The sequence below is a fragment of the Streptomyces sp. NPDC060366 genome, assembly GCF_042725135.1.
Classification (GTDB): Bacteria; Actinomycetota; Actinomycetes; order Streptomycetales; family Streptomycetaceae; genus Streptomyces.
This window is the reverse complement of sequence record NZ_JBHXDC010000001.1, coordinates 665,876-692,215: the sequence shown is the minus strand read 5'-3', so window position 1 is coordinate 692,215 and position 26,340 is coordinate 665,876. Positions and strand designations below refer to the sequence as shown.

At 71.3% G+C, this 26,340-nt stretch carries 28 protein-coding genes; 7 read left to right on the top strand and 21 right to left on the bottom strand.

Features of this window, described 5'->3' with window-relative positions:
- Positions 1–54 precede the first annotated feature (54 nt).
- From ACFWHU_RS02945 to ACFWHU_RS02930, 4 genes are all read left to right on the top strand, one after another.
- The gene (locus ACFWHU_RS02945) at positions 55–162 is read left to right on the top strand and encodes a putative leader peptide (RefSeq protein WP_385800458.1); all 108 of its coding nucleotides are present in this window, start codon (positions 55–57) and stop codon (positions 160–162) included.
- A gap of 103 nt (positions 163–265) precedes the next feature.
- Positions 266–1,501, top strand: a complete 1,236-nt coding sequence (locus ACFWHU_RS02940) for an LLM class flavin-dependent oxidoreductase (RefSeq protein ID WP_385800460.1) — start codon at positions 266–268, stop codon at positions 1,499–1,501.
- 60 nt (positions 1,502–1,561) lie between these two features.
- Positions 1,562–2,941: an NtaA/DmoA family FMN-dependent monooxygenase gene (locus ACFWHU_RS02935; protein WP_385800462.1), complete on the top strand. Its 1,380-nt coding sequence runs from the start codon at positions 1,562–1,564 to the stop codon at positions 2,939–2,941.
- 14 nt (positions 2,942–2,955) lie between these two features.
- Entirely contained in the window at positions 2,956–4,095 is a 1,140-nt protein-coding gene (locus tag ACFWHU_RS02930) for an LLM class flavin-dependent oxidoreductase (RefSeq protein ID WP_385800464.1), read from the top strand.
- Between the two features lie 53 nt (positions 4,096–4,148).
- Here ACFWHU_RS02930 and ACFWHU_RS02925 read toward each other — a convergent pair whose 3' ends face one another.
- The 6 genes from ACFWHU_RS02925 to ACFWHU_RS02900 form a co-directional block, all read right to left on the bottom strand.
- A complete protein-coding gene (locus ACFWHU_RS02925; protein WP_387223475.1) occupies positions 4,149–4,913 on the bottom strand; it encodes an ABC transporter ATP-binding protein in 765 nt (254 codons plus the stop codon).
- Positions 4,889–5,818, bottom strand: coding sequence for an ABC transporter permease (locus ACFWHU_RS02920; RefSeq protein ID WP_387223473.1), 930 nt, complete (start codon positions 5,816–5,818; stop codon positions 4,889–4,891). Before ACFWHU_RS02920 ends, ACFWHU_RS02925 begins: the two co-directional genes overlap by 25 nt.
- On the bottom strand, positions 5,815–6,903 hold the full coding sequence (locus ACFWHU_RS02915; RefSeq protein ID WP_385800469.1) for an ABC transporter substrate-binding protein: 1,089 nt from the start codon (positions 6,901–6,903) through the stop codon (positions 5,815–5,817). Before ACFWHU_RS02915 ends, ACFWHU_RS02920 begins: the two co-directional genes overlap by 4 nt.
- 54 nt (positions 6,904–6,957) lie before the next feature.
- Entirely contained in the window at positions 6,958–7,026 is a 69-nt protein-coding gene (locus tag ACFWHU_RS02910; RefSeq protein WP_355180696.1) for a putative leader peptide, read from the bottom strand.
- Positions 7,027–7,151: 125 nt separating this feature from the next.
- A complete protein-coding gene (locus ACFWHU_RS02905; protein WP_385800471.1) occupies positions 7,152–8,348 on the bottom strand; it encodes a sulfite oxidase in 1,197 nt (398 codons plus the stop codon).
- Positions 8,349–8,626: 278 nt separating this feature from the next.
- Positions 8,627–9,784, bottom strand: a complete 1,158-nt coding sequence (locus ACFWHU_RS02900; protein ID WP_387223470.1) for a PP2C family protein-serine/threonine phosphatase — start codon at positions 9,782–9,784, stop codon at positions 8,627–8,629.
- A 129-nt stretch (positions 9,785–9,913) separates the two neighbouring features.
- Between ACFWHU_RS02900 and ACFWHU_RS02895 the strand changes: the two genes are divergently transcribed.
- On the top strand, positions 9,914–10,912 hold the full coding sequence (locus tag ACFWHU_RS02895; protein ID WP_387223468.1) for a ketopantoate reductase family protein: 999 nt from the start codon (positions 9,914–9,916) through the stop codon (positions 10,910–10,912).
- Here the strand turns inward: ACFWHU_RS02895 and ACFWHU_RS02890 are convergent.
- The gene (locus ACFWHU_RS02890; protein WP_387223466.1) at positions 10,893–11,231 is read right to left on the bottom strand and encodes a GNAT family N-acetyltransferase; all 339 of its coding nucleotides are present in this window, start codon (positions 11,229–11,231) and stop codon (positions 10,893–10,895) included. The two genes, ACFWHU_RS02895 and ACFWHU_RS02890, sit on opposite strands and share 20 nt — an antisense overlap.
- 116 nt (positions 11,232–11,347) lie before the next feature.
- On the opposite strand from ACFWHU_RS02890, the gene ACFWHU_RS02885 reads away from it, so the two are divergent.
- Together ACFWHU_RS02885 and ACFWHU_RS02880 are read left to right on the top strand one after the other, a co-directional pair.
- Complete coding sequence (locus tag ACFWHU_RS02885) at positions 11,348–11,926, top strand: TIGR03086 family metal-binding protein (RefSeq protein WP_387223968.1); 579 nt, start codon at positions 11,348–11,350, stop codon at positions 11,924–11,926.
- 101 nt (positions 11,927–12,027) lie between these two features.
- Positions 12,028–12,648 carry a DsbA family protein gene (locus ACFWHU_RS02880; protein ID WP_387223464.1) on the top strand — a complete coding sequence of 207 codons (621 nt, stop codon included), beginning with the start codon at positions 12,028–12,030 and terminating at the stop codon, positions 12,646–12,648.
- Positions 12,649–12,678: 30 nt separating this feature from the next.
- Here ACFWHU_RS02880 and ACFWHU_RS02875 read toward each other — a convergent pair whose 3' ends face one another.
- The 14 genes from ACFWHU_RS02875 to ACFWHU_RS02810 all read right to left on the bottom strand — a co-directional run bounded on the left by ACFWHU_RS02875 (position 12,679) and on the right by ACFWHU_RS02810 (position 26,329).
- A complete protein-coding gene (locus ACFWHU_RS02875; protein WP_385800482.1) occupies positions 12,679–13,461 on the bottom strand; it encodes a sirohydrochlorin chelatase in 783 nt (260 codons plus the stop codon).
- A gap of 4 nt (positions 13,462–13,465) precedes the next feature.
- The gene (locus ACFWHU_RS02870) at positions 13,466–14,455 is read right to left on the bottom strand and encodes an ABC transporter permease (protein WP_387223462.1); all 990 of its coding nucleotides are present in this window, start codon (positions 14,453–14,455) and stop codon (positions 13,466–13,468) included.
- Complete coding sequence (locus ACFWHU_RS02865; RefSeq protein WP_385800486.1) at positions 14,442–15,233, bottom strand: ABC transporter ATP-binding protein; 792 nt, start codon at positions 15,231–15,233, stop codon at positions 14,442–14,444. Before ACFWHU_RS02865 ends, ACFWHU_RS02870 begins: the two co-directional genes overlap by 14 nt.
- A gap of 62 nt (positions 15,234–15,295) precedes the next feature.
- A complete protein-coding gene (locus ACFWHU_RS02860) occupies positions 15,296–16,414 on the bottom strand; it encodes an ABC transporter substrate-binding protein (protein WP_385800488.1) in 1,119 nt (372 codons plus the stop codon).
- 260 nt (positions 16,415–16,674) lie between these two features.
- A complete protein-coding gene (locus tag ACFWHU_RS02855) occupies positions 16,675–18,039 on the bottom strand; it encodes a sulfate adenylyltransferase subunit 1 (protein WP_387223459.1) in 1,365 nt (454 codons plus the stop codon).
- 2 nt (positions 18,040–18,041) lie between these two features.
- Positions 18,042–19,022 carry a sulfate adenylyltransferase subunit CysD gene (gene cysD, locus ACFWHU_RS02850; RefSeq protein ID WP_387223457.1) on the bottom strand — a complete coding sequence of 327 codons (981 nt, stop codon included), beginning with the start codon at positions 19,020–19,022 and terminating at the stop codon, positions 18,042–18,044.
- A complete protein-coding gene (gene cysC / locus ACFWHU_RS02845; protein WP_385800494.1) occupies positions 19,019–19,567 on the bottom strand; it encodes an adenylyl-sulfate kinase in 549 nt (182 codons plus the stop codon). The genes cysD and cysC overlap by 4 nt, the downstream gene beginning before the upstream one ends.
- Positions 19,567–20,295: a phosphoadenylyl-sulfate reductase gene (locus ACFWHU_RS02840; RefSeq protein ID WP_385800496.1), complete on the bottom strand. Its 729-nt coding sequence runs from the start codon at positions 20,293–20,295 to the stop codon at positions 19,567–19,569. Before ACFWHU_RS02840 ends, cysC begins: the two co-directional genes overlap by 1 nt.
- A complete protein-coding gene (locus ACFWHU_RS02835) occupies positions 20,292–20,468 on the bottom strand; it encodes a hypothetical protein (protein WP_385800498.1) in 177 nt (58 codons plus the stop codon). The genes ACFWHU_RS02840 and ACFWHU_RS02835 overlap by 4 nt, the downstream gene beginning before the upstream one ends.
- Positions 20,465–22,162 carry a nitrite/sulfite reductase gene (locus ACFWHU_RS02830; protein ID WP_387223454.1) on the bottom strand — a complete coding sequence of 566 codons (1,698 nt, stop codon included), beginning with the start codon at positions 22,160–22,162 and terminating at the stop codon, positions 20,465–20,467. The genes ACFWHU_RS02835 and ACFWHU_RS02830 overlap by 4 nt, the downstream gene beginning before the upstream one ends.
- Before the next feature lie 126 nt (positions 22,163–22,288).
- Entirely contained in the window at positions 22,289–22,372 is an 84-nt protein-coding gene (locus ACFWHU_RS02825; RefSeq protein ID WP_329082446.1) for a putative leader peptide, read from the bottom strand.
- Positions 22,373–22,440: 68 nt separating this feature from the next.
- Positions 22,441–23,022 (bottom strand): GNAT family N-acetyltransferase, encoded by a 582-nt coding sequence (locus ACFWHU_RS02820; RefSeq protein WP_387223452.1) that lies wholly within the window; start codon positions 23,020–23,022, stop codon positions 22,441–22,443.
- Between the two features lie 120 nt (positions 23,023–23,142).
- Positions 23,143–24,423, bottom strand: coding sequence for a GAF domain-containing protein (locus tag ACFWHU_RS02815; protein ID WP_385800504.1), 1,281 nt, complete (start codon positions 24,421–24,423; stop codon positions 23,143–23,145).
- 259 nt (positions 24,424–24,682) lie between these two features.
- Entirely contained in the window at positions 24,683–26,329 is a 1,647-nt protein-coding gene (locus ACFWHU_RS02810; RefSeq protein ID WP_385800506.1) for an acyl-CoA dehydrogenase family protein, read from the bottom strand.
- Positions 26,330–26,340: the final 11 nt, after the last annotated feature.

The following is a 26,340-nucleotide window of genomic DNA, read 5'->3' as shown; positions in this document are numbered from 1 at the left end:
TCGTCGGCCCGTCCGGCATTGTCGTGGACGGGGGTGCGGAGTTACCGTGACGGCATGTACTCCCGGCGTCATATCGACCTGCTGCGCGTCGCCGGCGCGCTGTGTCCGGCGTACGGCGACGCCGCCACGCGGCACACGGCCCCACCGCGCACCGCTCTCTGACGCCCCACCCCCGAGGCTCTTTCCGGGGGTGACCGCTGTCCGGCGCGCGTGTCCATTCCGCCGAGTTCGTTGACTCCTGGACAGCAGGAAGCGGTATATCTCCATGCCCCTGTCCCCTCCGCACCTCCATCTCGCCGTCGCCCTCGACGGCGCGGGCTGGCACCCGGCCGCCTGGCGGGAGCCCGCCGCCCGCCCCGCCGAACTGTTCACCGCCCGGTACTGGACCGATCTGGTGACCGAGGCCGAGCGCGGTCTGCTGGACTTCGTCACCATCGAGGACTCCCTCAGCCTCCAGTCCTCGCGCCCCGACGCACCGGACGGCCGCACCGACCGAATACGCGGCCGGCTCGACGCCGTACTGATCGCCGCCCGGGTGGCACCGAGGACGCGGCACATCGGGCTCGTACCGACCGCGATCGTCACGCACACCGAGCCGTTCCATCTGTCGAAGGCGATCGCCACGCTCGACCATGTGAGCGGGGGACGGGCCGGGATACGGGTCCGGGTCTCCGGCCGCGCCGACGAGTTCGCGCACGTCGGACGGCGCACGGCTCCCACGGCCCCCACCGCGACCGGGGCTCCCTCCGCGACCGGGGCCACCGCGTCCGCCGCGCCGCTCACGACCGCCGCCGTCGAGAAGCTGTTCGCCGAGGCGCGCGACTACGTCGAGGTGCTGAGCCGGCTCTGGGACAGCTGGGAGGACGACGCGGAGATCCGGGACGTGGCCACCGGCCGCTTCATCGACCGCGCCAAACTCCACTACATCGACTTCGAGGGCGCCGAGTTCAGCGTCAAGGGCCCCTCCATCACACCGCGTTCGCCGCAGGGCCGGCCGCCGGTCGCAGCCCTGGCGCACGACACCGTGCCGTACGAACTGGTCGCCACCTCCGCCGACATAGGCTTCGTCACCCCGCGCGACACCGACGACGCCCGCGCGATCGTCGCCCGGATCCGCGACGCGCGAGCGGCGGCGGGCCGCGCCGACGACACCGTGCACATCTTCGGCGATCTGCTCGTGTACCTGGACGACGAACCGGGCGCCGCCGCCGACCGCCGGGCCCGCCTGGACGAACGGGCGGGCGCCGCCCACACGAGTGACGCCCCCGTCTTCACCGGCACCCCCGCCGAACTGGCCGACCTCCTCCAGGAGGGACAGCGGGCCGGACTCACCGGCTTCCGGCTGCGGCCCGCCGCCCTGCCGCACGACCTGGAGCGGATCACCCGCGCACTGGTGCCCGAACTGCACCGACGCGGCGCCTTCCGTACGGCCTACCGGGCGGACACCCTGCGCGGTCTCCTCGGCCTGCCGCGCCCGGCGAGCCGATACGCCGCGGCCTGAGCGCACCCGCCGCAGCCCGCCGGACCCCCTGACCCGTACGAGTCGAAGGACACCTCTGTCATGAGCAAGCCCGCCAAGCCCCTCAAGCGGATCCACCTCGCCGCCCACTTCCCCGGCGTCAACAACAGCACCGTGTGGAGCGATCCGGCCGCCGGCAGCCAGATCGACTTCAGCTCCTTCATCCACTTCGCCAGGACCGCCGAGCGTGCCAAGTTCGACTTCCTCTTCCTGGCCGAGGGGCTGCGGCTGCGCGAGCAGAACGGGGAGATATACGACCTGGACGTCGTCGGGCGCCCCGACACCTTCACCGTCCTCAGCGCGCTGGCCGCGGTCACCGAGAAGCTGGGCCTCGCGGGCACCGTCAACTCCACCTTCAACGAACCGTACGAAGTGGCACGGCAGTTCGCCTCGCTCGACCATCTCTCGGCGGGGCGGGCCGCGTGGAACGTCGTCACCTCCTGGGACGAGTTCACCGGCCAGAACTTCCGGCGCGGCGGATACCTCGCGCAGGAGGACCGCTACGAGCGCGCCAAGCAATTCCTCGCGGCGGCCTGGGAGCTGTTCGACTCCTGGCACGGGGACGAGATCGTCGCCGACAAGGAGTCCGGCCTCTTCCTCGCCCATCCGGACCCGGGCGGATTCGACCACCACGTGAAGCAGTTCGACATCAGCGGCAACTTCAACGTGCCGCGCGGACCGCAGGGCCGGCCGGTCATCTTCCAGGCGGGCGACTCCGACGAGGGACGGGAGTTCGCGGCGTCCGCCGCCGACGCGATCTTCACCCGGCACGGCACCTTCGAGTCCGGACAGGCCTTCTACGCCGACGTCAAGGGCCGCCTCGCCCGCTACGGCCGCGCCCACGACGAGCTGAAGATCCTGCCCGGCGTCACCTTCGCCCTCGGCGACACCGACGCCGACGCGAAGGAGAAGGCTGCCGTGATCCGGCGCCAGCAGGTGAGCGGACAGACCGCGATCCGCCTCCTCGAACAGCTGTGGAACCGCGACCTCAGCTCCTACGACCCCGACGGGCCGCTGCCCGCCGTCGATCCGCTCCCCGGCGAGAACACCGTCGCCCGGGGCCGGGCGAGCGTACGGATGCACCGCGACCCGCTCGCCACCGCCGCGCGCTGGCGCGCCCTGGCCGAGGAGAAGGACCTCTCGATCCGGGACCTGATCATCGAAGTGACGGGGCGTCAGACGTTCATCGGCTCCCCGGCGACGATTGCCGCCGCGCTGGATCACTTCGTACAGGCCGACGCCTGCGACGGATTCATCCTGACGCCCCATCTGACACCCGGCGGACTGGACGAGTTCGCCGACACGGTCGTGCCGCTGCTCCAGGAAAGGGGCGTGTTCCGCACCGAGTACGAGGGCGACACGCTGCGCGACCACCTCGGGCTCCGCACACCCGTGCCCGTCGCCCAGTCCGCCGCCCACTGACAAGGAGCACGACCGTGTCCATCCCCGTACGCACCCCGCTCGCCGTCCTGGACCTCGTGCCGGTCTCGTCCGGATCCGACCCCGGCCAGGCCCTGCGTAACAGCATCGACCTGGCCCAGCAGGCCGAACGGTTCGGCTACACCCGCCACTGGTTCGCCGAGCACCACCTCAACCCCGGCGTCGCGGGCACCTCCCCGGCGGTCGTTCTCGCCCTCACCGCCGCGGCCACCTCCACCATCCGGCTCGGCTCCGGAGCCGTACAACTCGGCCACCGCACCGCCCTGTCCACCGTGGAGGAGTTCGGGCTGCTCGACGCGCTGCACCCCGGCCGGTTCGACCTCGGACTCGGCCGGTCCGGCGGCAAGGCGGAAGCGGCGACGCCCGCGCCGGCGCCGGAGAACGTGACCCCCGTCGTAGACGGCCGCACATCGAACGGGCTGCGCATACCGGCAAAGTTCTCCGTCGCGGGCCTGCTGCGCTCCCCGCGCTTCGCCCTGCACCGGAAGCTGCTCCAGCAGCCGGGAGCCGAATCGCAGCCGTACGACGAGCAGATCGCCGACATCCTCGCGCTGCTGGCGGGCACCTACGCCACCGAGGACGGTGTCGAGGCGCACATCGTGCCGGGGGAGGGCGCCGATCTCCAGGTGTGGATCCTGGGCAGCAGCGCCGGGATCAGTGCGCAGGTCGGGGGCGCCAGCGGGCTCCGGTTCGCGGCGAATTACCACGTGAGTCCGGCGACCGTGCTGGAGGCGGCCGAGGGGTACCGGGCCGCGTTCAAGCCGTCCGCCGAGCTGGACCGCCCGTATGTCAGCGTGTCGGCGGACGTCGTCGTCGCCGACGACGAGGCCACCGCGCGTGAACTGGCCACCGGCTACGGCCTGTGGGTGCGCAGCATCCGCAGCGGCGAGGGCGCGATCCCGTTCCCCACGCCCGACGAGGCTCGCGCGCACCGCTGGAGCGCGGCGGACCGGGAGCTGGTCGCGGACAGGACACAGACGCAGTTCGTCGGCTCACCCGCGAGCGTCGCGGACCAGTTGGAGGTCCTGCGGGACGCCACGGGGGCCGACGAACTGCTGATCACCACGATCACCCACGACCACGCGGACCGGGTCCGCAGCTACGAACTGCTGGCCGAGGAGTGGGCACGACGGTGACCGACCGACCTCACGTGCCGGACAGGATCTAGGTCCTGTCCGGCGGACAGGACCTAGGCGTTCTGGCCCGTGAGGTCGACGCCCAGTTCCTCCAGCAGCCGCTCGCGCAGCGCCGCGTACTCGGCGCTGCTGTGACCGCGCGGCGCCGGCAGCTCGACGGGGATGTCGGCGCCGATTCGGCCCTCGGCGAGAACGACCACCCGGTCGGCGAGGACGATCGCCTCGTCCACGTCGTGCGTCACGAGCAGGACCGTCGGCCGGTGCTTGGCGCAGAGCCGGCGCAGCAGTACGTGCATCCGGATGCGGGTCAGCGCGTCCAGCGCGCCGAACGGCTCGTCGGCGAGCAGGAGTCCGGGCTCGCGTACGAGCGAACGGGCCAGTGAGACGCGCTGCTGCTCACCGCCGGACAGCTCCACGGGCCATGCCTTCTCCCGTCCCGCCAGGCCGACTTCCGCGAGCGCGGCCCGGCCGCGCCCGACCGCGTCGGGGCCGTCGAGACCGAGGACGACATTGTCGAGCACACGCTTCCAGGGCAGCAGACGCGCGTCCTGGAACACGACGGAGACCGGCTCGGGGGAGCTGAGTTCGCCGGAGCCCGTCACGTCGTGGTCGAGACCGGCGAGCGCGCGCAGGAGTGTGCTCTTGCCGGAGCCGCTGCGGCCGAGCAGCGCGACGAACTCCCCGGCGCCCACGCTGAGATCGAGGCCGTCGAGGACGTTCCGGTCGCCGAAGGAGCGGACCAGATTCGTGATCTGTACGGTGCCGGGGCCGGTGTCGGCCGGGTGTTCGGCGGTCAGCCCGCCAGTGTGCGTCGCCATGACAGCGTCCTCCGTTCGACGAGACGTACCAGCGCGTCCGAGAGCAGGCCCAGGAGCCCGTACACGACCAGGCCGACGATGATGACGTCGGTCTGCCCGTACGTCCTCGCCAGCTCCATCATGTAACCGATACCGCTGGTGGCGTTGACCTGCTCGACCACGACCAGGGCCAGCCAGGCACCGGTCACGGCGAACCGCATGCCCAGCAGGAATCCGGGCAGCGCGCCGGGCAGGACGACATGGCGCAGGAAGGCCGTACGGCTCAGCCGTACCGTCTCGGCCAGCTCCACATAGCGGTTGTCGATGGTGCGCAGTCCGTTGTGCGTGTGGATGTAGACGGGCACGAAGACGCCCAGGGCGATCGTGATGACCTTCATGGACTCGCCGATGCCGAACCACAGGATCAGCAGCGGGATCAGGGCGAGGGACGGGATGGCCCGCTTGATCTGCACGGGGCCGTCGATCACCCCTTCGGCGATCCGGCTGAGCCCCGAGACGAGCGCCAGCAGCAGACCTCCCACGACACCGAACAGCAGCCCGAGCGCGGCGCGTTGGGCGGAGGTGGCCAGGTTGGACTGGAGCCGGCCGTTCTCGATCAGATCGCCCGCCGTCGTGACCACGGTCCACGGCGCCGAGAGGTTACGGGCGTCGATGAGGCCGGTCGCGGAGCCCGCCGCCCAGACGGCGAGCAGCAGCAGGGGGCCCAGCGCCCAGCCGTAAGGGACGGGGCGCCCGAGACCGAGCCGGCGGCGCGGCCCGAGCCGCCGGGCGGGGGAGGCTTCCGTCCGGACGGATTCCGCGGTCCGCGAGGCGGACGCCGTTCCGGTCTCCGCGGTGCCCTTCGGGCCGCTGTCCGTCAACTCGGCCTTGGTGAGCGTGACTTCTTCGGCCGCTTCGGTGCTCATGATCCGGCTCCCGTCTTGGCTCCGGTGTCGGCTCCGGTGCCCGCGACCGCTTCGGCGCCGACCTTCTCGTAGCGCCGGTCGAAGAGGATCTCCGAGTCGAACGGCTTCTGGTCCGTCTCCTTCGCCAGCAGGTCCACCGTCTTCTGCTGATCGGCGATGGCCTCCGTCCAGTCGTCCGGGATCGCGGGGTGACCGCCGGCCTTGACCAGATACTCGCCGTCCTCGCGCGACAGCCCCTGGTCCTTCACGTAGTAACCCTCGATCCACTCCTCGGGGTGCGTGTCGATCCAGACCCTCGCCTTGGCCCAGTACGTGACGAACTCCCTGATGGCTGCGGCCTTCTGAGGGTCACTCACCGACGCTGTCGGCACCCAGAGGTGCCCCGGGTCGTCCCGCAGCCCGTGCGGGATCGTCTTGCCGCCGTCCTTGCCGTACTTCGCCGGATAGCGCTTGATGTTGACCCCGCCCAGCGGCGCGGCGTCGACCTGCCCGCCGCCGAGCGCGGTGGGGTAGACGTCACCGGTGCTCGGCAGCTCGACCAGTTCCACATCGCTCTTGGCGAGCCCGGCCTTGGCGAGGATGCGCAGCACGAGCGCGCCCTGCGCCTGCCCGGGGCTGTACGCGATCTTCTTGCCCCGCAGGTCCGCGAGGCTGTCGATGTCGGCGCCCGGCGCGATGCCGAGCTCGTATATCGGGTTCTTGACGGGGTCGGTGCGGAACGCCGCGGCCACCAGCTTGGTGTCGAGCCCGGTCCAGTGGGCGTGGATCGACGGGATCTCGGCCGCCGAGCACACGTCCAGGGAATTGGCACGGAAGGCCTCGGAGCACTGCGGACCGCCGCTGAGATTCGCCCACTTCACCTTGAAGGGGAGCTTGTCGATCTGTCCGGACAGCTTGAGCGCCACCTGGATCTCCGGACTGCCGATCGTGATCTGGGTGTCCGGATCGACCGTCTTCGGGATCTCGACGTCGGAGAGATCCTTCGAGGACGCGGTGGTGGTGGCGGTGTTGTCGGCGCAGCCGGTGAGCACGGCCGAGCTGATCAGGACGGTGGCGAGCAGGGCAGCACGGAGTGCTCTGGACATGTGTGTTCCCGGTTCTCTGAATTGCTGGGGGCGTCGCGGAATGGGGCGGTGCGGTCAGCTACAGAGGGCGGTGGCGACGCGCATCAGATCGACGGCGCGTCGTTTGCTCAGCCGCTGGGACATGGACATGCCCGCGAAGCTAGCGGCGGTTCCAAGCCATGGGCAAGGGGCCCGGTCCGAATATGCGATACGGCAACAAGGGCTTCGTACCGCCGCTATACGCCCGACATGAACCTGCGACAAAGGGGTCAGCCCACCGTGACAGGAACCCTGATCACCGCGTCGAAGAGATACCCCTGCGTGTTCGGCACCGAGTGCTCGGGCTGGGTGTTGCCCGCCGTGTCCGTGGCGCGCGCCAGGAGGTGCGTCTGCCCGGTCGTGTGCGGTCGCCAAGGCGCGTACCAGCGCACCCAGTTGTTACGGCGGGGCGTGTCCCGCAGCTGCGCCCGCTGCCAGCTGCCCCCGCCGTCGGTGCTGAACTCGACGTGGCGCACCGGCGCGTGGGCCGACCACGCGCGGCCGGTGAGCCGGTGGGTGCGCCCGGCGGCCAGCACGGTGTCCGGCGCGAGCTCGAAGCCGGACTTGATGGTCTGCCGAGTGAGCGGAGCACTGCCCCCGGGCGGATAGGACGGGCCGAACAGCCGGTAGAAGTCCGTGTTCCACGGCGAGCTCAGCGGCTCGGCGCTCACCTCGATGTCGCCGAGCCACTTGATGGAGGCGATCCCCACCCAGGACGGCACGACGACCCGGACCGGATATCCGTGGTCGTACGGCAGCGGCTCGCCGTTCATCTCGTACGCGAGGATCACGTCGTCCAGCGCCTTCGCCACCGGCAGCGGGCGGCGCACCCGGCCCAGGTTCACGCCCTCGGTGACGTACTCGGCGTCGAGTCCCCGGGGCATCACGTCGACCGCGTGCGCGCCGACCCCGGCGCGCCGCAGCACGTCGGAGAGGCGCACGCCGCGCCAGCGCGCGACGCCGATCGCGCCGAGCGTCCAGGCCGTGCCGGAGGCGGCGTCGCCCTGCTGGGAGGTGTAGAAGCTGCGGCCGTTGCCCGCGCACTCGACGGCCACGTCACGGGTGACGGATGGAAGCCGGCGCAGCTGGTCGTACGTGAAGCGGACCGGGCCGCCGCGCAGACCACTGCCCCACACCGTCAGGCTCCAGGAAGCCGCGTCCAGCACGGGGGTCGCGGTGTGGTTGCGGACGAAGAAGCGCTCCACGGGGGTGTGCGGGCCGGTGTCGCGCAGGGCGGCGAAGTTGGCCTCGGCGTTGGTGCCGCGAACGGTGAACAGCTCGGGCGGCAGCGGCTTGACGATGCCGGGGGCGGCGCTCGGGGCGGGCGCGGCCCTCGGAGCGGCCAGGGCGGGCGTGGCCGTGGAGACCTGAGCGGCCACCGGGGCGGCGGCGAGCAGCTTCAGCACGGAACGGCGAGCAGGGGTCATCGCAAGACTCCTCGGAGGAGGGGAGGACGGGGAGACCGGACAGGAACGGCCGGGAACGGCGCGAGAACGCGGGAGAAAGCGAAAGAACGGTGCGAGAAACGCGGAAAGACAGGCGTCAGCGACAACAACAGCGGCGCGGCGAAAGGCGCGACATGACAGCCATGCGGGAATCCTAGGACACCAACTGGCGCCACGTCTGCCGGTGTTCGCCCTGTCGGACGGACCGGGCAGCACGCGGGCGCCACCGGACCGGCGATCGGGCGGCGGCGCGGCGGGGCTCAGTCGGTCTGCCGGGCGGTGGACCGCCGGAGGGTGACCATGGCGATGTCGTCGTCGAGGAGGGCGTGCCGCCGCAGGTCGCTCTGGATGGCGTCGAGCAGCGCGGCCGGGGGGCGGGTGGCCCAGTGGCCGACGCGTTCGGCGAGCGGGTAGAACTCGCCGGCCGCGTTCCGGGCCTCGACGAGGCCGTCGGTGTAGAGCAGCAGGGTGTCGCCCGGTTCCATACGGTGACTCTCGACGTGCACGGGGTCGGTGCCGAGACCGAGAAGTCCGATCGGCAGCGCGGGTTTCGGGGAGGCCAGTTCCCGCGCCGTCCCCTCGTGCAGAAGCAGCGGCGCCGGGTGGCCGCAGTTGACCATCCTCACCTCTTCGCCGTCCCCGACGATCTCGGCCACGACGGCGGTCACGAAGGACTCGCGCATCCGGCGCCCCATCTCGGGTTCCTGCGTGAAGTCGCCACTCTCGTGTGCCATGTCCCTGGCGAGTGACAGTTCGCGGCGCACCGCGTCGTCGAGGAAGCCCGGCAGATCGGGCAGGGCGACACCTTGCCAGGCGGCCCGGCGGAAGGCGTTCAGCATGAACAGCACCACTTCCAGGGTGGACAGACCCTTGCCCTGGACGTCCCCCACGATCACCCGCGGACGCCCGTCGACCATCGCGCAGGCGTACAGGTCGCCGCCGATCGTGGACTCCGCGTCGGACGCCAGATACGACGACGAGATCTCCATCGGGCCCAGCCGGGGTGGCAGCGGACGCAGCAGCGTCTGCTGCGTCTGGGCGGTCACCCGGCGTGACTGTGCGAGCTGGCGCGCCCGTCTCTCCCGCACCGCGGCCGCGCCCACCGCCGCCGCGCTGATGACCACGCCCGTCGCGATGGCGACCGGCGCGTCCTCCCAGGTCAGGCGATGGTTCTCGGCGAGGGTCACGACATAGGCGGGCATCATCGCCCCGGAGATCACCGCCACCGCCCAGGGGCCGGTGAACACCGCCGCCAGAGCGGGCAGGGCCAGCATGATGCCGCCCAGCCGGATCCTGTACCCGCCGAGCACATCCGCGGCCAGGACCAGTGCAAGGATGACGACCGCCAGGGCCACGACGGCCCACGGCCCCCGCCACAGCTCCTCTGACTCGCGCCTCTGCGCGTCGACGGACGGCATGTTTTCACGGTACAGCGACCAGCGGATCCTGCCCTGTGGGCAGCGCGGGCCGACCAGCCGGAGCGCCCTGCCGGGCGGGATCTATGCTCGGCACGAATCGAACCCGCGGTCGAACGGAACGGAGTCGGGATGCGCTACATCATCATCGGGGCGGGCGCCGTCGGCGGCAGTATCGGCGGCCGGCTCGCCGAGTCGGGCCACGACGTCGTCCTCGTCGCTCGCGGCGCGCACCACCGGGCTCTGCGCGATCACGGTCTGCGACTGACAACCCCCGACGGCACCCGCGTGCACCGGCTGCCCGTCGTCGAACGGCCCGACGAGCTGGACCTGCGCCCGGACGACGTCCTGCTGCTGTCGGTGAAGACCCAGGACAGCACGGCGGCCCTGGACGCCTGGGCCGCGCGGCCGGTCGCCGGCGGCGGGACCGCCGGAGGCATGCTTCCGCTGGTCTGCGCGCAGAACGGGGTGGAGAGCGAACGGCTCGCCCTGCGCCGCTTCCGGCACGTGTACGCCATGTGCGTCTGGCTGCCCGCCACCCATGTCGAGCCGGGCGTCGTCTCCGCCGGGGGCACCCCGTACACCGGCACCCTGCACCTCGGCCGCTACCCGTCCGGCACCGACGAGACCGCCGTCCGGATCGCCACCGACCTGGAGAAGTCCCGGATCCTGGCCCCGGTCGTACCGGACGCGATGCGCTGGAAGTACGGCAAGCTGATCGCCAACCTCGCCAACGCGGTGGAGGCGGTCACCGGCCGCATCCTCGGCGACGAGGCCCGTGACCTCGCCGCCCGCACGCTCGCCGAGGGCCGCGTCGTACTGGCCGCCGCGGGTGTCGAGTACGTGAGCGCCGAGGAGCAGGAAAAGGTCCGGAGCCGGATGAGCTTCGACCCGTACTCCGTACCGGAGGGTGGCGGCGGCTCGTCCTGGCAGAGTCTCAGCCGGGGCACCGGCACGATCGAGTCGGACTACCTCAACGGCGAGATAGCCCTGCTGGGGCGGTCGCACGGCGTGCCGACGCCGATCAACGAGACCCTTCAGCGCGTCGCCAACACCTTCGCCCGCGAGCGCAGGCCGGCCGGCTCCCTGCCCGTCGGCGAACTGCTGAGGATCATCGACGCCGGTGCGTGAGATGGCTCGTGGTGCCGCCGCCGTTCTCCGGAATGTCCCGCACACGTGTGTATCCGAGCCGGGCGAGCAGTGACAGCGAGGGCGCGTTCCCCGCGTCGACGGTGGCGTGGACCTCGGCAAGACCGAGGGTGTCGTGCCCGTACGCGGTGAGCGCCACGGCCAGTTCACGGCCGAGCCCCCGGCCCTGGACGGCCGGGGCCGGCGCGTGGATCAGCTCGTGGCCGTCCAGCCAGGGCTCCGGGGACGGCTTGATCTCGGCGTGGCCCGCGTCCAGCGGGAGACCCGGGTGACCGACTTGCGACCTGTCGCCTTTCTTCAAGACCGGTGACCGGTGGCGTTCCTACCGTGGGCTCCATGAACAGCGACACAAGCAGTGACACCGGCGGCGGTACGAGCGGGGACACGAGCGGCCCGGTCGACACCGTGTACCCCGCGATGCGGGAGTGCGCCGCCGAGGCGGCCCGGATCGCGGACCACGTGCCCGCCGGCCGGCTCCCGGACCGCACCCCCAGCGCGGACTGGGACGTCCGGACCCTGGCCAACCACCTGGTGCTTTACACCTCGCACGGGCTCGAACACCGGGCCCGGCGCACCGAGATGCCCGGAACACTCACCGCGCGCGACTTCACGTCCGACGCCGACTGGCCCGAGCGGTACCGGGTCGCACTCGACCGCGCGGTCGCCGCCTGGGCCGATCCTGCCGTGTGGGAGGGCGAGATCGGCGAGGGCCCCGGAGCGACTCCGGCGGTCTCCGTCGGCACCCTCATGACCCTTGAAATGGCGCTGCACGGCTGGGAGTTGGCGCGGGCCACCGGACAGGAGTTCCGCATCTCCGAGGAGACCGCCGCGTTCGTGCTCGGCGTCGTCGACGAGTACGCGGAGATGTACCGGAAGTACGACGGCTTCGCCGATCCCGTGCCGCTCCCCGCGACGGCCGGGACGTTCGACCGGGCACTCGCGGCGAGCGGCCGCGACCCGGGGTGGACGGCCACACCCGGCCCGTCCGGCGATTGAGGACAGCGCTCACAGGCCGCCGCGCCGCGCCGAAGTGGCCCACCCGATCGCCGTACGAATGGCCCGCAGGGCGGGGCCACCGTCCGGCTAGCCTCGGTGGTATGAACGATCAGGAACACCGCACCACCGTCGACTTCTACTTCGATCCCGCCTGCCCCTTCGCGTGGATCGCCTCGCGCTGGATGCTGGAGGTCGAACGGGAGCGTCCGCTCGATCTGCGCTTCCATGTGATGAGCCTCTACCTGCACAACGCCGGCAACGAACTGCCCGGCTGGTACCGCGATCTGGTGGACCGCTCCATCGGGCCCGTCCGGGTCGCCGTGGCCGCCGCCCAGCAGCGCGGTGACGGCATCCTGCGCGACCTCTACACCGCGCTCGGCACCCGGATCCACGAGCGGAAGAACAAGGACTTCGACGCGGTCGTCGCCGAGGCGCTGGCCGAGCTGGGGCTGCCCGCCGACCTCGCCGACGCGGCCCACGACCCGGCGTACGACGACGCCGTACGCCGCAGCCACGACGCGGGCAAGGACCCGGTCGCCGAGGCGTACGTCGGCACGCCGACGATCCATGTGGACGGAACGGTCTGGTTCGGCCCGGTCCTGCGGGCGATCCCGCGCGGCGAGGAGGCCGGGCGGTTCTTCGACAGCTTCCGGGTGCTCGCCAACCACCCCGACTTCTTCGAGCTGAAGCGCACCCGCACCGGCGGCCTCGACTTCGGCTGAGCCCGCCCGGAGGCCGGAGCGCCCGAGCCGTCAGGCCGACAGCGCGGCGACCTCCCTGACGGCCCTCGCCGCCTCGTACCGCCGTACCAGCAGCCGCGCCAACTCCGGCGCCGGGCCCAGCACATCGGCCAGTACGTCCGCCCCCGAAGCGTGCGCGCCCCGCGCGATGCGGTCGGGCAGGCGGCCGGGGGCGATCACGTACGGGGCCACGGCCACCCGCCGTACGCCATCCGCCCGCAACTCGCGCACCGCGTCCTCGGTGCGCGGCAGTGAGGCGGAGGCGAACGCGGGCCGCACGGCACACCAGCCGGTGCGCCGCCACTCCCGCGCGACATGAGCGATCACCGCGATCGCCTCCGGGTCGGAGGAGCCCGCCGAGGCCAGCACGACCCCGGTCGAGCCCTTGTCGCCGGGCCGGAGCCCGGCCTCGTACAGCCGGCGCTCCAGCGCCTCCGTCAGCAGCGACGACGGGCCGAGTACATCGGCCTGCCGCACGGAGAGCCGGGGCAGCCGGACCCGCGCCTCGTGCAGCACGGCCGGGATGTCGGACTTGGCGTGGAAGGCGCGGGTAAGCAGCAGCGGGAGCGCCACCGCGTCCCGTACGCCCTCGGCGTCCAGCCGCTCCAGCACGCGCGGGACCGACGGGGTGTTGAAGTCCAGGAAGCCCGCCTCGACCCGCAGCCCCGGCCGCAGCGCGCGCACCCGGCGCAGCAGCGCGTGCACGGTCGCGGCGTGCCGGGGGTCTCGGCTGCCGTGCGCGACGACGACGAGCACCGGTCGGCCGGGCGCCGGTCCGGCGGGCGTACGGAACATGGGATCAGCTCCTGACCAGGAGACCGCGGCTGCGCAGGACGCGGCGCTCCAGGGGCGAGAAGAACAGCAGGTCGATGCCGATGCCGACGATCAGGATGAGGATGATCGTGGCCAGCACACCGGACATGTCGCTGTAGGTGCGGAAGTTCTCCATGAGCTGGCCGAGTCCCGTACCGAGGTCGGGCGAGCTGGCGATCAGCTCGGCGGCCATCAGCGAACGCCAGGAGAACGCCCAGCCCTGCTTCAAGCCTGCCAGATAGCCGGGCAGCGCCGCGGGCAGCAGGACGTGCCTGATGCCGTTGACGCCGGTGGCGCCGATGGTCCGGCCGGCCCGCAGATACAGCGGCGGGATCTGGTCGACACCCGCCACCAGACCGTTGGCGATGGACGGTACGGCGCCCAGCAGCACCACCGCGTAGATGGTGGCGTCGGTCAGGCCGAACCAGATGATCGCCGCGGGGACCCAGGCCACGGACGGCAGGGACTGGAGGCCGGACAGGATGGGTCCGATCGCGGCCCGTACCACCTTGACCCGTGCGACCAGCAGCCCCAGCGGGGTACCGATGGCGACGGAGACGGCGAATCCCAGCGCGCCCCGCGAGACACTGGTCCAGATGTAGCCGAGCAGCGTGCCGTCCAGCCACATCTTCTCGATGGAGCGCCAGACGTCGAGCGGCCCCGGCAGTACGTAGTCGGGCTTGAGGTCGGAGGTGGCGGCGAGCTGCCAGACCGTGATCACCAGGACGACCGCCACGAGCGGCGGGACGATCTTGGAGAGCAGGACGCTGCCCAGCGACACCCGCTCGGCGGTCCTGGTCTCCAGGGCGTCCAGGCCGGCCTCCAGGCCCGCCAGGTCCTCCTTGGACACCTTCCGGCCCTTCGGCTGACTCTTCGACGACTTCGGGTCGGACGCGTTGCCCCCGGAAGGCCCGGCGGCGTCGGAGGCTTCCGGCGCCCCGGAGGCTCCGGAAACCCCGGTCTCAGTGCTGGCCATGTCGGCGGATCTCCCCCCGCAGTTCTTCGGTGATCTCCACGGACAGGTCGGCCACCGCGGCGTCCTCGATCCGGCGCGGCTGCGGGATGTCGATACGCCACTCCCGCGCGATCCGCCCCGGCCTGGACGACATCAGCACCACGCGCTGCGCGAGCCGCACCGCCTCGCGGACGTTGTGCGTGACGAACAGGACCGACACGTTCGTCTCGGCCCAGATCCGGGTCAGCTCCTCGTGGAGCACATCCCGGGTGATGGCGTCGAGCGCGGCGAACGGCTCGTCCATCAGCAGCAGTTGGCTGTCCTGCGCCAGCGCGCGGGACAGCGCGACCCGCTGGCGCATACCGCCGGACAGCTCGTGCACCCGCTTGCCGTACGCGCCATTGAGCCGTACCAGCTCAAGCAGCCGCTCGGCCTCGCCGCGCCGCTCGGACTTGGGCATGCCCCGCATCTTCAGGGCGAGTTCGATGTTCTTGCCCGCGGTCAGCCACGGGAACAGCGCGTGCTCCTGGAACATCAGCGCGGGCCGGCCGCCGGGGACGTCGATGGACCCCGCCGACGGCAGGTCGAGCCCGGCGACCAGGTTGAGCAGGGTGGATTTTCCGCAGCCGGACGCCCCCAGCAGGGTCACGAACTCGCCGGGCGCCACATCGATGCTGACGTCGTCCAGCACGAGCTGACGGCCGCCGGGCCGGCCGAACGACTTGGACACATGGTCGAGACGGGTGGCGTACGGCTGTGTGTCGACCGTTGCGGCCGGCTTGACGAGTGCGGTGGCCATGAGTCACACCTCCTGGGGGCGATCCGGTTGCGGGACGGGTCGGACGAGGGTCGGCCGCTCGGCTACTTGGCGCCGAGACCGGCGTCGTCGATCGCGGGCTTGCCGTCCGCCTTCAGCACCTTGTTGAGCAGCGACAGGTCGTAGATGCCGTCGAGCAGCGGGTCTTCGAGGAGGCCCGCCTTCACCGCGTGCTCGGAGGACACGCTCAGCGTGGAGGCCAGCGGGTCGTCGGTGATGTCGACGTTCTTCCACGCCGGGTCGATCACCTCGGGCGGCAGCGCCGCCCCCGAGTCCGCCTTGAGCTTGGCGTTGGCCGCCGCCTTCGCGTCGTCCGGGTTCTCGTTGATCCAGGCGTTCGTCTTCACCGAGCCGCGCAGCACCGCCTCGACGACGTCCGGGTGCTCCTTGAGGAACTTCTGGGAGACGATCACGTTCGTGATGACGAACTTGCCGTCCTTCCACAGCTTCTTCTCGTCCAGCAGCACCGAACCGCCGCCCGCGACCAGCTTCGACGCGGTCGGCTCGGGCACCCACGCGCCGTCCAGCGAACCGGCCTCGAAGGACGCGGGGATCTGCTTGTTGTCCTGGCGGATGACGGTGACGTCGCCCTTACCGGTGTTGGTGTCGACCTTCAGGCCCTTTTCCGACAGGTAGTTGAGCAGCGCCACGTCCTGCGTGTTGCCGAGCTGCGGCGTCGCGATGCGCTTGCCCTTGAGGTCGTCGAGGGACTTGATCTTCTTCGGGTTGACGACGAGCGAGACGCCGCCGGAGGCCGAGCCCGAGATGATCCGGAGGTTCTGGCCCTTCGACTTCGTGAAGCCGTTGATCGAGGGGGAGGGACCGATCCAGCCGATGTCGATCGCGCCCGCGTTGAGCGCCTCGATCTCCGAGGGGCCGGCGTTGAAGACCTGCGGCTTGATCTTGGTGCCGCCCAACTCCTTCTGGATCAGGCCCTCCTGGAGCCCGACCAGCGCGGTGGCGTGCGTGATGTTGGCGAAGTAGCCGATCTTCACCTCGTCGAGGCCGCCTATCTTCTCGCCCTCGGCGGCGGGGGCGACCTTCTCGTCCTTCTCGCCCTCGGAGCCGTAGCCACAGGCACCGAGTACCACGGCGAGGAGGGGCAGGGCCGCTACGGCGGCGATGGTACGTCGGCGGCGCTGGGTGGAGCGGGTGGCTGGCACGGGAGGTGTTCCTCTCGTCGGCCCGTGCTCACGTCCCTCGGTGACGAGGCGGCGTGGCCGGGAGGTCGGCAGGTCTTCGGCGGAACAGATGCGGCGGGCGTGACACGGCGGTCTCGCGGGTGCTCTGGGCGCGCGTGCGGTGCGCGTACGTCAGCGCGCACATCGCGCCACCCCGCCGGTCCCCGCGCCGAGGGCGCCGCTGCCGACCCGGCCGCCCTCCTTCGCGAACGTCGCGAACACATCCACCATCTCGACGGGCATCAGAAGTCCCAGCCCTCGTCGTCGCCGGTGTCCGCCACCGGGGCGGGCGGCGGTTCGGCGGCGAACGAGTCGCCCGCCATGCCGGCCGACAGCGTGGTGCCGTCGGCCGGGTCGATCAGGATGAAGGAGCCGGTACGGCGAGAGTCGCGGTAGGCGTCGAGCGCCAGCGGTTCGGCCGTACGGACCGTGACCCGGCCGATGTCGTTGGCGACGAGCTGCCCCGGCGCGGGGTGCTGCGACAGGTCGTCCAGGGTGAGCCGGGACGGGATGTCCTTCACGATCGCCTTCACCGTGCGGGTCGTGTGCTTCAGCAGCACCCGCTGGCCGACGGTCAGCGGCCGGTCCGCGACATGGCAGACGGTCGCCTCGATGTCCTGCGTGCTCGCGGGGACTCCGGAGCTGGGCGCGATCAGATCGCCGCGCGAGACGTCCACGTCGTCGGCGAGCCGGATCGTCACCGACTGCGGCGCCCACGCGATGTCGACGCTCTCGCCGAGCGCGTCGATGCCCTCGATGGTGCTGGTACGGCCGGACGGCAGCACGGTCACGGCCTCGCCGACGCGCAGCACGCCGGAGGCGATCTGGCCCGCGTAGCCGCGGTAGTCGGGGTGCTCGGCGCTCTGCGGCCGGATCACGTACTGGACGGGGAAGCGCGCCGGGCAGCCGGACAGGTCGTGGCTGACCGCGACGGTCTCCAAGTGCTCCAGGACGGTCGGCCCGCCGTACCAGTCCATGTGTCCCGAGGGCTCCACCACGTTGTCCCCGGCCAGCGCCGAGATCGGGATCGCGGTGACCTCGGGGACGCCCAGCGAGGCGGCGTACGCGGTGAACTCCTCGGCGATCGCGGCGAACACGGGCTCCGCGTACTCCACGAGGTCCATCTTGTTCACGGCCAGCACCACGTGCGGGACCCGCAGCAGGGCGGCGACCGCCGCGTGCCGGCGGGTCTGCTCGACCACCCCGTTGCGCGCGTCGACCAGCACGACGGCCAGCTCGGCGGTGGAGGCGCCGGTCACCATGTTCCGGGTGTACTGCACATGCCCGGGGGTGTCGGCGAGGATGAACCGGCGCCGGGGCGTGGCGAAGTAGCGGTAGGCGACATCGATGGTGATGCCCTGCTCGCGCTCGGCGCGCAGCCCGTCGGTGAGCAGCGCCAGGTCGGGGGTGTCCTGGCCGCGGCCGAGCGAGGCGCGCTCGACGGCCTCCAACTGGTCGGTGAGCACGGACTTCGAGTCGTGCAGCAGCCGCCCCACCAGCGTCGACTTGCCGTCGTCCACGGAACCGGCGGTGGCGAAGCGCAGCAGGGTGGTGGCCGACAGCTGCTCGGTCAGCTGGTCGGCGGACGGGTGCCCGGTGGTCGTCATGGTTAGAAGTACCCTTCGCGCTTGCGGTCTTCCATGGCGGCCTCGGACATTTTGTCGTCGGCGCGGGAGGCGCCGCGCTCGGTGAGGCGGGAGGCGGTGATCTCCGTGATGACGGCGTCCAGCGTGGTGGCCTCGGAGTCGACGGCTCCCGTGCAGGACATGTCGCCGACGGTGCGGTAGCGCACGAGGCGGGTCTCGGTGGGCTCGCCGTCCTTGGGGCCGCCCCAGTCGCCCGCCGTCAGCCACATGCCGTGGCGGTTGAAGACCTCACGCTCGTGCGCGAAGTAGATCTCCGGCAGCTCGATGCCCTCGCGTGCGATGTACTGCCACACGTCCAGCTCGGTCCAGTTGGAGAGCGGGAAGACCCGGACGTGCTCGCCCGGCGCGTGCCGTCCGTTGTAGAGCTGCCACAGCTCGGGGCGCTGGCGCCGCGGGTCCCACTGCGAGAACTCGTCGCGCAGCGAGAACACCCGCTCCTTCGCCCGCGCCTTCTCCTCGTCGCGGCGGCCACCGCCGAAGACCGCGTCGAACCGCTCGGCCTGGATCTTCTCCGTCAGCGGCAGGGTCTGGAGCGGGTTACGGGTGCCGTCCGGGCGCTCGCGCAGCGTCCCCGCGTCGATGTACTCCTGCACGGACGCCACGTGCAGGCGCAGCCCGTGCTCGGCCACCGTACGGTCGCGGTAGGCCAGCACCTCGGGGAAGTTGTGACCGGTGTCGACGTGCAGCAGCGTGAAGGGCACCGGCGCGGGCGCGAACGCCTTCAGCGCCAGATGCAGCATGACGATGGAGTCCTTGCCGCCGGAGAAGAGGATCACCGGCCGCTCGAACTCGCCCGCCACCTCACGGAAGATGTGCACACCCTCCGACTCCAGGGCGTCCAGATGACTCAGGGCGTACGGCGCCTCACCGCCGGCGCCCTCGGTCCCCTCGTCGCGGTCGCTGCCATCGGTTCCGCCGGTGACGGATGCGACGGTGGTCGTCATCGGGCCAGACCCCTCTCGGTGAGCAGCGCGTGGAGCGCCGCCGCGGACTCCTGCACGGACTGCGTGTGCGACTCGATCCGCAGATCGGGCTCCTCGGGGGCCTCGTAGGGGTCGTCGACGCCGGTGAGACCGCTGATCTCGCCGGCCGCCTGCTTCGCGTACAGGCCCTTCACGTCCCGTACGGAGCACACCTCGACCGGAGTCGCGACATGCACCTCCAGATACGCGGTGCCCTCGCTCTGGTGACGCTTGCGTACGGCCTCGCGGCTGTCGGTGTACGGGGCGATCACCGGCACCAGCGCCTTGACGCCGTTCGACGCCAGCAGTTCGGCGACGAATCCGATGCGCTGGACGTTGGTGTGCCGGTCCTCGCGGCTGAAGCCGAGGCCCGCGGAGAGGAATTCGCGGATCTCGTCGCCGTCCAGGACCTCCACGCGGTGGCCCTCGGCGCGCAGCCGGGCGGCCAGTTCGACGGCGATGGTGGTCTTGCCCGCGCTGGGCAGACCGGTGAGCCAGATCGTCGCGCCCTGCTCGGTACGGCTCATCAGTGAAGCCCGCATTCGGTCTTGGAGTTGCCCGCCCAGCGGCCGGCGCGGGCGTCCTCGCCCTCCAGCACGCGGCGGGTGCAGGGAGCGCAGCCCACGGAGGCGTAACCGTCCGTCAGCAGCGGGTTGGTGAGGACGCCGTGTTCGGCGACGTACGCCTCCACGTCCTCCTGGGTCCAGCGGGCGATCGGCGAGACCTTGACCTTGCGGCGCTTGTCGTCCCAGCCGACGACCGGGGTGTTCGCGCGGGTCGGCGACTCGTCGCGGCGCAGGCCGGTCGCCCAGGCGTCGTACGCGGTCAGGCCCTCTTCGAGGGGCTTGACCTTGCGCAGGGCGCAGCACAGGTCGGGGTCGCGGTCGTGCAGTTTCGGGCCGTGCTCGGCGTCCTGTTCGGCCACCGTCCGCCGGGGGGTGAGCGTGATGACGTTGACGTCCATCACGGCGGCGACGGCGTCACGGGTGCCGATCGTCTCGGGGAAGTGGTAGCCGGTGTCGAGGAAGACCACGTCGACGCCCGGCAGGGCGCGGGAGGCGAGATGGGCGACCACCGCGTCCTCCATGGAGGAGGTGACGCAGAAGCGCGCGCCGAAGGTGGTGGTGGCCCAGGTGAGGATCTCAAGGGCGGAGGCGTCTTCGAGTTCGCGGCCCGCGCGTTCGGCGAGATCCTTGAGTTCGGCGGCCTTCTTGTCGTCGGCCGTCTGTGCGTCGGTCCCGGTGAGAGTGGTCATATCCGTTCCCCTCCGTCGTCCGTCGTCAGGCCACGAGTCAGCAGCCCGAGGAACTTCAGTTGGAAGGCCCGGTTGCAGGCCCCGCATTCCCAGGCGCCGTGGCCCTCCTCGTTCGGGCGCAGGTCCTCGTCGCCGCAGTAGGGGCAGTAGAACGGGGCGGCGCGCTCGCTCACGACAGCGCCTCCTCGGACGCGCGGGCCGCCCAGGTGGCGAAGCGCTCGTCGCTCTCGCGCTCCTTCTGAAAGCGCGTCAGGACACGCTCGACGTAGTCGGGGAGCTCGACGGCGGTGACCTTCAGACCGCGGACCTTGCGGCCGAACGCGGGCTCAAGACCGAGCGCGCCGCCGAGGTGCACCTGGTAGCCCTCGACCTGGTTGCCGTCGCCGTCCAGCATCAACTGGCCCTTGAGACCGATGTCCGCGACCTGGATCCGGGCGCAGGCGTTGGGGCAGCCGTTGACGTTGATGGTGATCGGCTGGTCGAAGTCGGGGATACGGCCCTCGAGTTCGTCGATCAGCGAGGCGCCGCGCGCCTTGGTCTCGACGATCGCCAGCTTGCAGAACTCGATACCGGTGCAGGCCATCGTGCCGCGCCGGAACGGCGACGGCTTGACCCGCAGATCGAGCGATTCCAGGCCCGCGACCAGCGACTCGATCCGGTCCTCGGCCACGTCGAGCACGATCATCTTCTGCTCGACGGTGGTCCGTACCCGGCCGGAGCCGTGCTCCTCGGCGAGGTCCGCGATGTTCTTCAGGGTCGGCCCGTCCACCCGGCCGACACGCGGCGCGAAGCCGACGTAGAAGCGGCCGTCCTTCTGGCGGTGCACCCCGACGTGGTCGCGCCACTCCTCCACGGGCCGCGCGGGCGCGGGGCCGTCGATGAGCGTCCGCTTCAGATACTCGTCCTGAAGGATCTGCCGGAACTTCTCCGTGCCCCAGTCGGCGAGGAGGAACTTCAGCCGGGCGCGGGTGCGCAGCCTGCGGTAGCCGTAGTCGCGGAAGATCCCGATGACACCGGCCCAGACGTCGGCCACCTCCTCCAGCGGGACCCAGGCGCCGAGCCGCTGGCCGATCTTGGGGTTGGTCGACAGTCCGCCGCCGACCCACAGGTCGAAGCCGGGGCCGTGGTCGGGGTGCTCGACTCCGACGAAGGCGATGTCGTTGATCTCGTGCGCGACGTCGAGCAGCGGCGATCCTGAGACGGCCGTCTTGAATTTGCGCGGGAGGTTCGAGAACTCCTTGGTGCCGATGAACCGTTCGTTGATCTCGTCGATCGCCGGGGTGCCGTCGATGATCTCGTTCTCGGCCACGCCCGCGACCGGTGAGCCGAGGATCACGCGGGGCGTGTCGCCGCAGGCCTCGGTGGTCGACAGACCGACGTCCTCCAGCCGCCGCCAGATCTCGGGGACGTCCTCGATCCGGATCCAGTGCAGCTGGATGTTCTGCCGGTCGGTGATGTCGGCGGTGTCCCGGCCGAACTCGTGCGAGATCTGGCCGATGACCCGCAGCTGCTCGGTGGTCAGCCGGCCGCCGTCGATCCGGACCCGCAGCATGAAGTACTTGTCGTCCAGCTCCTCCGGCTCCAGGATCGCGGTCTTGCCGCCGTCGATGCCGGGCTTGCGCTGGGTGTACAGCCCCCACCAGCGCATCCGTCCCCGCAGGTCGGCGGGGTCGATGGAGTCGAATCCGGCCTTCGAGTAGATCGTCTCAATGCGTGTCCGCACATTGAGACCGTCGTCGTCCTTCTTGGCCTGCTCGTTGGCGTTGAGGGGAGTGAAGTGACCCACGGCCCACTGGCCCTCGCCGCGGTGACGGCTCACCTTGCGGCGGGGCGTGGCGGCAGCGGGCTTCTCAGGGGTGGCGGCCATGGCTGGATACGTCCTTCGGGACTACGGAGGGCGGCTCTGACCTGCACACGGGGCTGGCGGCGCAGCGGTGCGCAGAGGGAGGATCGAGCGGGGGCGAGCGAGGGGGAGCGACAGGAGCTGTGCTGGTCAGCTCGCCCGACAGATGGCGCTGGACATGCGGCAGAGATCGACGTGCCGCCGACTCACCAAGGCAATTCCAGCTGTAGACATGGGGGAAGCCTGGCACGCGGATCTGAGGGCAGTCCACCACGATCCACGATGTGGACGGGAGTGTCCCACTATTCGAGATGGGGTGTCGGATGGGCACCGGCCCACGGCCCCGGCGCCGTCACGTCGGGCTCCTCGGCCACCTTCGTGTCGAAGAGGGTGAAGCCACGGCGCAGATAGTTGTCCATCGCGTGCTCCCCGTCCTTGGAGCAGGTGTGCAGCCAGACCCGCTTCGTCGGTGTCCGCTCCGGCCTGCGCTCCGCCATGTCCCAGGCGCGCGCCACACCGTACGACAGCAGATGCCCGCCGATCCGGCGGCCCCGGAAGGCCGGGATGAGCCCGAAGTACACGATCTCGACCGTGCCGTCGTCCTGCGCCTCCAGCTCCACGTAACCGGCCGGGGTGCCCTTCTCGTACGCCACCCACGTCTCGACGCCCGGCCGGGAGACGGCCTCGTGCCACTCCTCGTACGACAGGGAGAGCCGGTCGGTCCAGCGGATGTCACCGCCGACGGCGGTGTAGAGGAACCGGCTGAACTCCGCCGAGGGGACTTCGGACCGGACGATCCGCACGTCCCCGTCGGGCGCGGTGGTCGGCCGCAGATCGGCCGGTGAGGTCTGTTCCAGGGACCAGGTGGTCACAGTGATGCTCATGGGCGTCAGGGAATCACGCGGCCTTCTTCCGGCCAAACCGGCCGCGGTGGGTCATTTGCAGACCGTCCGGCGATCGAGGACGGCTACGGCCCGGGAGCCGGACTCCGTCACCGGACCTGTTCAATGCGCGACCCGCCCGTCCGTCACCGCCGGGGCCGTCGAGTGGGGGAGCAGATCCGCCGGGTGGTCCGGCCGTACGACCGTCACCTCCACCTCCTCCTTGAAGCGGTACGGCCGGTGGGCCAGCACCCCCGCCAGATGACGGCGCACCCGCGACATCTCGGCCCGCACCGTCACCGTGCGCGTCGGGTCCCCGAAGACATCGGCCGCCAGCTCCGCCGCGCTCCGGCCCTCCCGGTGCACGGCCAGCACGTACAGCAGCTCCGCGTGGCGCGGGGTCAGCTCCTGCGCCCAGCTGCCCGCCGCCCCCGAGACCGTCACGGACCAGCGCCGGGAGCGGCTCAGGTCCAGCACGACCTTGCTGGGCGCGTCCGGCGGCGGCTCCTCCTCCACGGTCAGCAGCCAGCCGCCGGGCAGCGGCTCGACGGTGCACATGCCGAGCGACGGCAGCCAGAGCCGACCCGGTCGAACCGACTTGGGCAGCGGCAGCCGGTCGACCGGCGCCATGCCCGTCACGGCGGCCGTCCAGCCGTGTGTGTCGACGGCCGCGGCCCGCCCGCCCACCCGGCACAGGATCGGCGCCGCCACCGAGCGCAGCCGTTCCACGGCCCGCAGATGCCGCTCCCGCAGCTCGCCCTCGGCGAGCCTGGCGACGGCGGTCACCAGCGCCAGCGTCGTCGGATGGAAACTCGTCGCCGGGCCGCTCACGTCGACGACACCCAGCAGCCGGCCGTCGCGCGGATCGTGCACCGGCGCCGCCGCACAGGTCCACCGCGTCAGGTTGCGCACGAAGTGCTCGGCCGAGTGGACCTGCACCGGGACCCTGGCGGCCAGCGCCGTACCGATGGCGTTGGTCCCGGTGGCCTGCTCGGCCCAGGACGCGCCCTCCTCAAGGCTGATGCCGTCGGCCCGCCGCTTCACCCTGGTGTTGCCCTCGCGCCACAGGACCCGGCCCTGCTCGTCGGAGACCACCAGGATCTGGAGCGACGAGTCGACGAAGCCGCCGAGCTCGTCGCAGACTCCGCGAATCACCTCGCCGAGTGCCGTTGTACGACGCCGGTGTTCGAGCTCCTCCGGCGGCATCACCACCGAACCGGTCTCCCCGTGGGGGCTCACGCCCAGGCGCCGCATCCGCTGCCACGACGCCTCGATGACGGGGCGGGGTGCCATCGGCGGCCTGTCACCGGCCAGCGACGCCTCCCGGATCTCCTGGAGCAGCCGTGTCGCGTTGCCGCCGTTCATCCTGGCGAGGCGGGACAGGCTGAGCGGTGTGTCCTTCATCGGGCCCCCCGCCGCGTACGGCGAATTATCGATTCCGCGTTATGCGGAGCTGATCGCTCCGCTCGCTCCATCGTGCCGCTCCGGCCCGTACACGGACGGTGGTTCGCAGATTCTGCAACCACTTGCAACCCTGGCGAACAGCCGCTCCCATGCGTGAAGGTGACCTCAAGTCGTGGGTGGTGCCGTGTCGGCGCAGCACCACCCTCGGCCCCCAACGCGAGAAGGCACGACGGCACGAGCCGTCGTCGAGCGGCCCGACTCAGCCGACCGCCCGCGCCCGCGTCACCACCGACTCCAGGTCCAGGCTGTGCGGCAGCGTGCCGAACGCCGTACCCCAGTCCCCGCCGAGCCGTGACGCGCAGAACGCGTCCGCGACAGCCGGCGGCGCCCACCGCACCAGCAGCGACCCCTGGAGCACCAGCGCCATCCGCTCCACCAGCCGTCGCGCGCGGGCCTCGATACCGTTCAGATCGGCGAGTTCGGTCAGCAGGTCCTTGATCGCCCCGTCCAGTCGGTGGTCCGCGCCGCGCGCCTTGCCCACCTCCTGGAGGAACGCGTTGAGCGCCTCGGGCTCGCGCTGGAGCGCGCGCAGCACGTCGAGCGCCTGCACATTCCCCGAGCCCTCCCAGATCGAGTTGAGCGGCGACTCGCGCAACAGCCGCGGCATCCCCGACTCCTCGACGTAACCGTTGCCGCCCAGACACTCCAGCGCCTCGGCCGCGACCGGCGTACACCGCTTCGTCACCCAGTACTTGGCCGTCGGCACCGCGAGCCGCAGGAACGCCCGCTCCGCCTCCGAGCCGGTGCTCTGCACGGCGTCCTGCGCCGCCGCCAGCCGCAGCGCCAGCGTCGTCGCCGCCTCCGACTCCAGCGCCAGATCGGCCAGTACGTTGCGCATCAGCGGCTTGTCGATCAACTCACCGCCGAACGCGCTGCGGTACGCGGCGTGATGGACCGCCTGCGCGACCGACTGCCGCATCAGCGCCGCCGATCCGAGCACACAGTCCACCCGTGTCGCCGCCACCATCTCGATGATGGTGCGCACCCCACGCCCCTCCTCGCCGACCCGGCGGGCCCACGTGCCGTCGAACTCCACCTCGCTCGACGCGTTCGACCGGTTGCCCAGCTTGTCCTTCAGCCGCTGGATCAGGAACACGTTGCGCGTACCGTCCGGCAGCACCCGTGGAACGAGGAAGCACGTCAGCCCGGCCGGAGCCTGCGCCAGCACCAGGAACCCGTCGCACATCGGCGCGGAACAGAACCACTTGTGCCCGGTGAGCAGATACTCGCCGTCGGCGCCCAGCGGCTTGGCCGCCGTCGTGTTGGCCCGTACGTCGCTGCCGCCCTGCTTCTCGGTCATGCCCATCCCGAACAGCGCGCCGGCCTTCTCGGCGGCGGGCCGCAGACCGGGTTCGTACCGGTGCGAGGTGAGCCGCGGCTCCCACTCGGCGGCGAGCTCCGGCTCCGTCCGCAGCGCGGGCACCGCCGCGTGCGTCATGGACAGCGGACAGCCGTTCCCGGCCTCAGCCTGCGTCCACACGTAGAAGCCGGCGGCCCGGCGCAGATGCCCGTCCGGCCTGCCCCACGCGTCCGTCAGCCCCGCCGACACCGCCCGGTCCAGGAGTTGGTGCCAGTCCGGATGGAACTCGACCTCGTCGATCCGGTTGCCGTACCGGTCGTGGGTACGCAGCTTCGGCGGGTTCTCGTTGGCCCGGGTCCCCCACTCCTGGGCCCGCGCCGAACCGGCTTCCAGACCGAGCGCGGACAGCTCCGACCGTGCCTCGTCGAGGACTTCGGGGGAGGCGTGCCGCTCCAGCCCTTCCGCGAGGACCCGGTCGCCGGTGAAGACGTCGTATCCCACCAGGGGCGGAACCTGGTTGGTCACTGTGTGAGTGCTGGCAGTCATGCCGCTACGGT

Bases quoted from the DNA above. Each gene is read 5' to 3' on its own strand.
- ACFWHU_RS02945 (WP_385800458.1), top strand. From the start codon at position 55: ATGTACTCCCGGCGTCATATCGACCTGCTGCGCGTCGCCGGCGCGCTG.
- ACFWHU_RS02940 (WP_385800460.1), top strand. From the start codon at position 266: ATGCCCCTGTCCCCTCCGCACCTCCATCTCGCCGTCGCCCTCGACGGC.
- ACFWHU_RS02935 (WP_385800462.1), top strand. From the start codon at position 1,562: ATGAGCAAGCCCGCCAAGCCCCTCAAGCGGATCCACCTCGCCGCCCAC.
- ACFWHU_RS02925 (WP_387223475.1), bottom strand. From the start codon at position 4,913: ATGGCGACGCACACTGGCGGGCTGACCGCCGAACACCCGGCCGACACC.
- ACFWHU_RS02920 (WP_387223473.1), bottom strand. From the start codon at position 5,818: ATGAGCACCGAAGCGGCCGAAGAAGTCACGCTCACCAAGGCCGAGTTG.
- ACFWHU_RS02915 (WP_385800469.1), bottom strand. From the start codon at position 6,903: ATGTCCAGAGCACTCCGTGCTGCCCTGCTCGCCACCGTCCTGATCAGC.
- ACFWHU_RS02905 (WP_385800471.1), bottom strand. From the start codon at position 8,348: ATGACCCCTGCTCGCCGTTCCGTGCTGAAGCTGCTCGCCGCCGCCCCG.
- ACFWHU_RS02900 (WP_387223470.1), bottom strand. From the start codon at position 9,784: ATGCCGTCCGTCGACGCGCAGAGGCGCGAGTCAGAGGAGCTGTGGCGG.
- ACFWHU_RS02895 (WP_387223468.1), top strand. From the start codon at position 9,914: ATGCGCTACATCATCATCGGGGCGGGCGCCGTCGGCGGCAGTATCGGC.
- ACFWHU_RS02885 (WP_387223968.1), top strand. From the start codon at position 11,348: ATGCGGGAGTGCGCCGCCGAGGCGGCCCGGATCGCGGACCACGTGCCC.
- ACFWHU_RS02880 (WP_387223464.1), top strand. From the start codon at position 12,028: ATGAACGATCAGGAACACCGCACCACCGTCGACTTCTACTTCGATCCC.
- ACFWHU_RS02875 (WP_385800482.1), bottom strand. From the start codon at position 13,461: ATGTTCCGTACGCCCGCCGGACCGGCGCCCGGCCGACCGGTGCTCGTC.
- ACFWHU_RS02870 (WP_387223462.1), bottom strand. From the start codon at position 14,455: ATGGCCAGCACTGAGACCGGGGTTTCCGGAGCCTCCGGGGCGCCGGAA.
- ACFWHU_RS02865 (WP_385800486.1), bottom strand. From the start codon at position 15,233: ATGGCCACCGCACTCGTCAAGCCGGCCGCAACGGTCGACACACAGCCG.
- ACFWHU_RS02855 (WP_387223459.1), bottom strand. From the start codon at position 18,039: ATGACGACCACCGGGCACCCGTCCGCCGACCAGCTGACCGAGCAGCTG.
- cysD (WP_387223457.1), bottom strand. From the start codon at position 19,022: ATGACGACCACCGTCGCATCCGTCACCGGCGGAACCGATGGCAGCGAC.
- cysC (WP_385800494.1), bottom strand. From the start codon at position 19,567: ATGAGCCGTACCGAGCAGGGCGCGACGATCTGGCTCACCGGTCTGCCC.
- ACFWHU_RS02840 (WP_385800496.1), bottom strand. From the start codon at position 20,295: ATGACCACTCTCACCGGGACCGACGCACAGACGGCCGACGACAAGAAG.
- ACFWHU_RS02830 (WP_387223454.1), bottom strand. From the start codon at position 22,162: ATGGCCGCCACCCCTGAGAAGCCCGCTGCCGCCACGCCCCGCCGCAAG.
- ACFWHU_RS02825 (WP_329082446.1), bottom strand. From the start codon at position 22,372: ATGTCTACAGCTGGAATTGCCTTGGTGAGTCGGCGGCACGTCGATCTC.
- ACFWHU_RS02820 (WP_387223452.1), bottom strand. From the start codon at position 23,022: ATGAGCATCACTGTGACCACCTGGTCCCTGGAACAGACCTCACCGGCC.
- ACFWHU_RS02815 (WP_385800504.1), bottom strand. From the start codon at position 24,423: ATGAAGGACACACCGCTCAGCCTGTCCCGCCTCGCCAGGATGAACGGC.
- ACFWHU_RS02810 (WP_385800506.1), bottom strand. From the start codon at position 26,329: ATGACTGCCAGCACTCACACAGTGACCAACCAGGTTCCGCCCCTGGTG.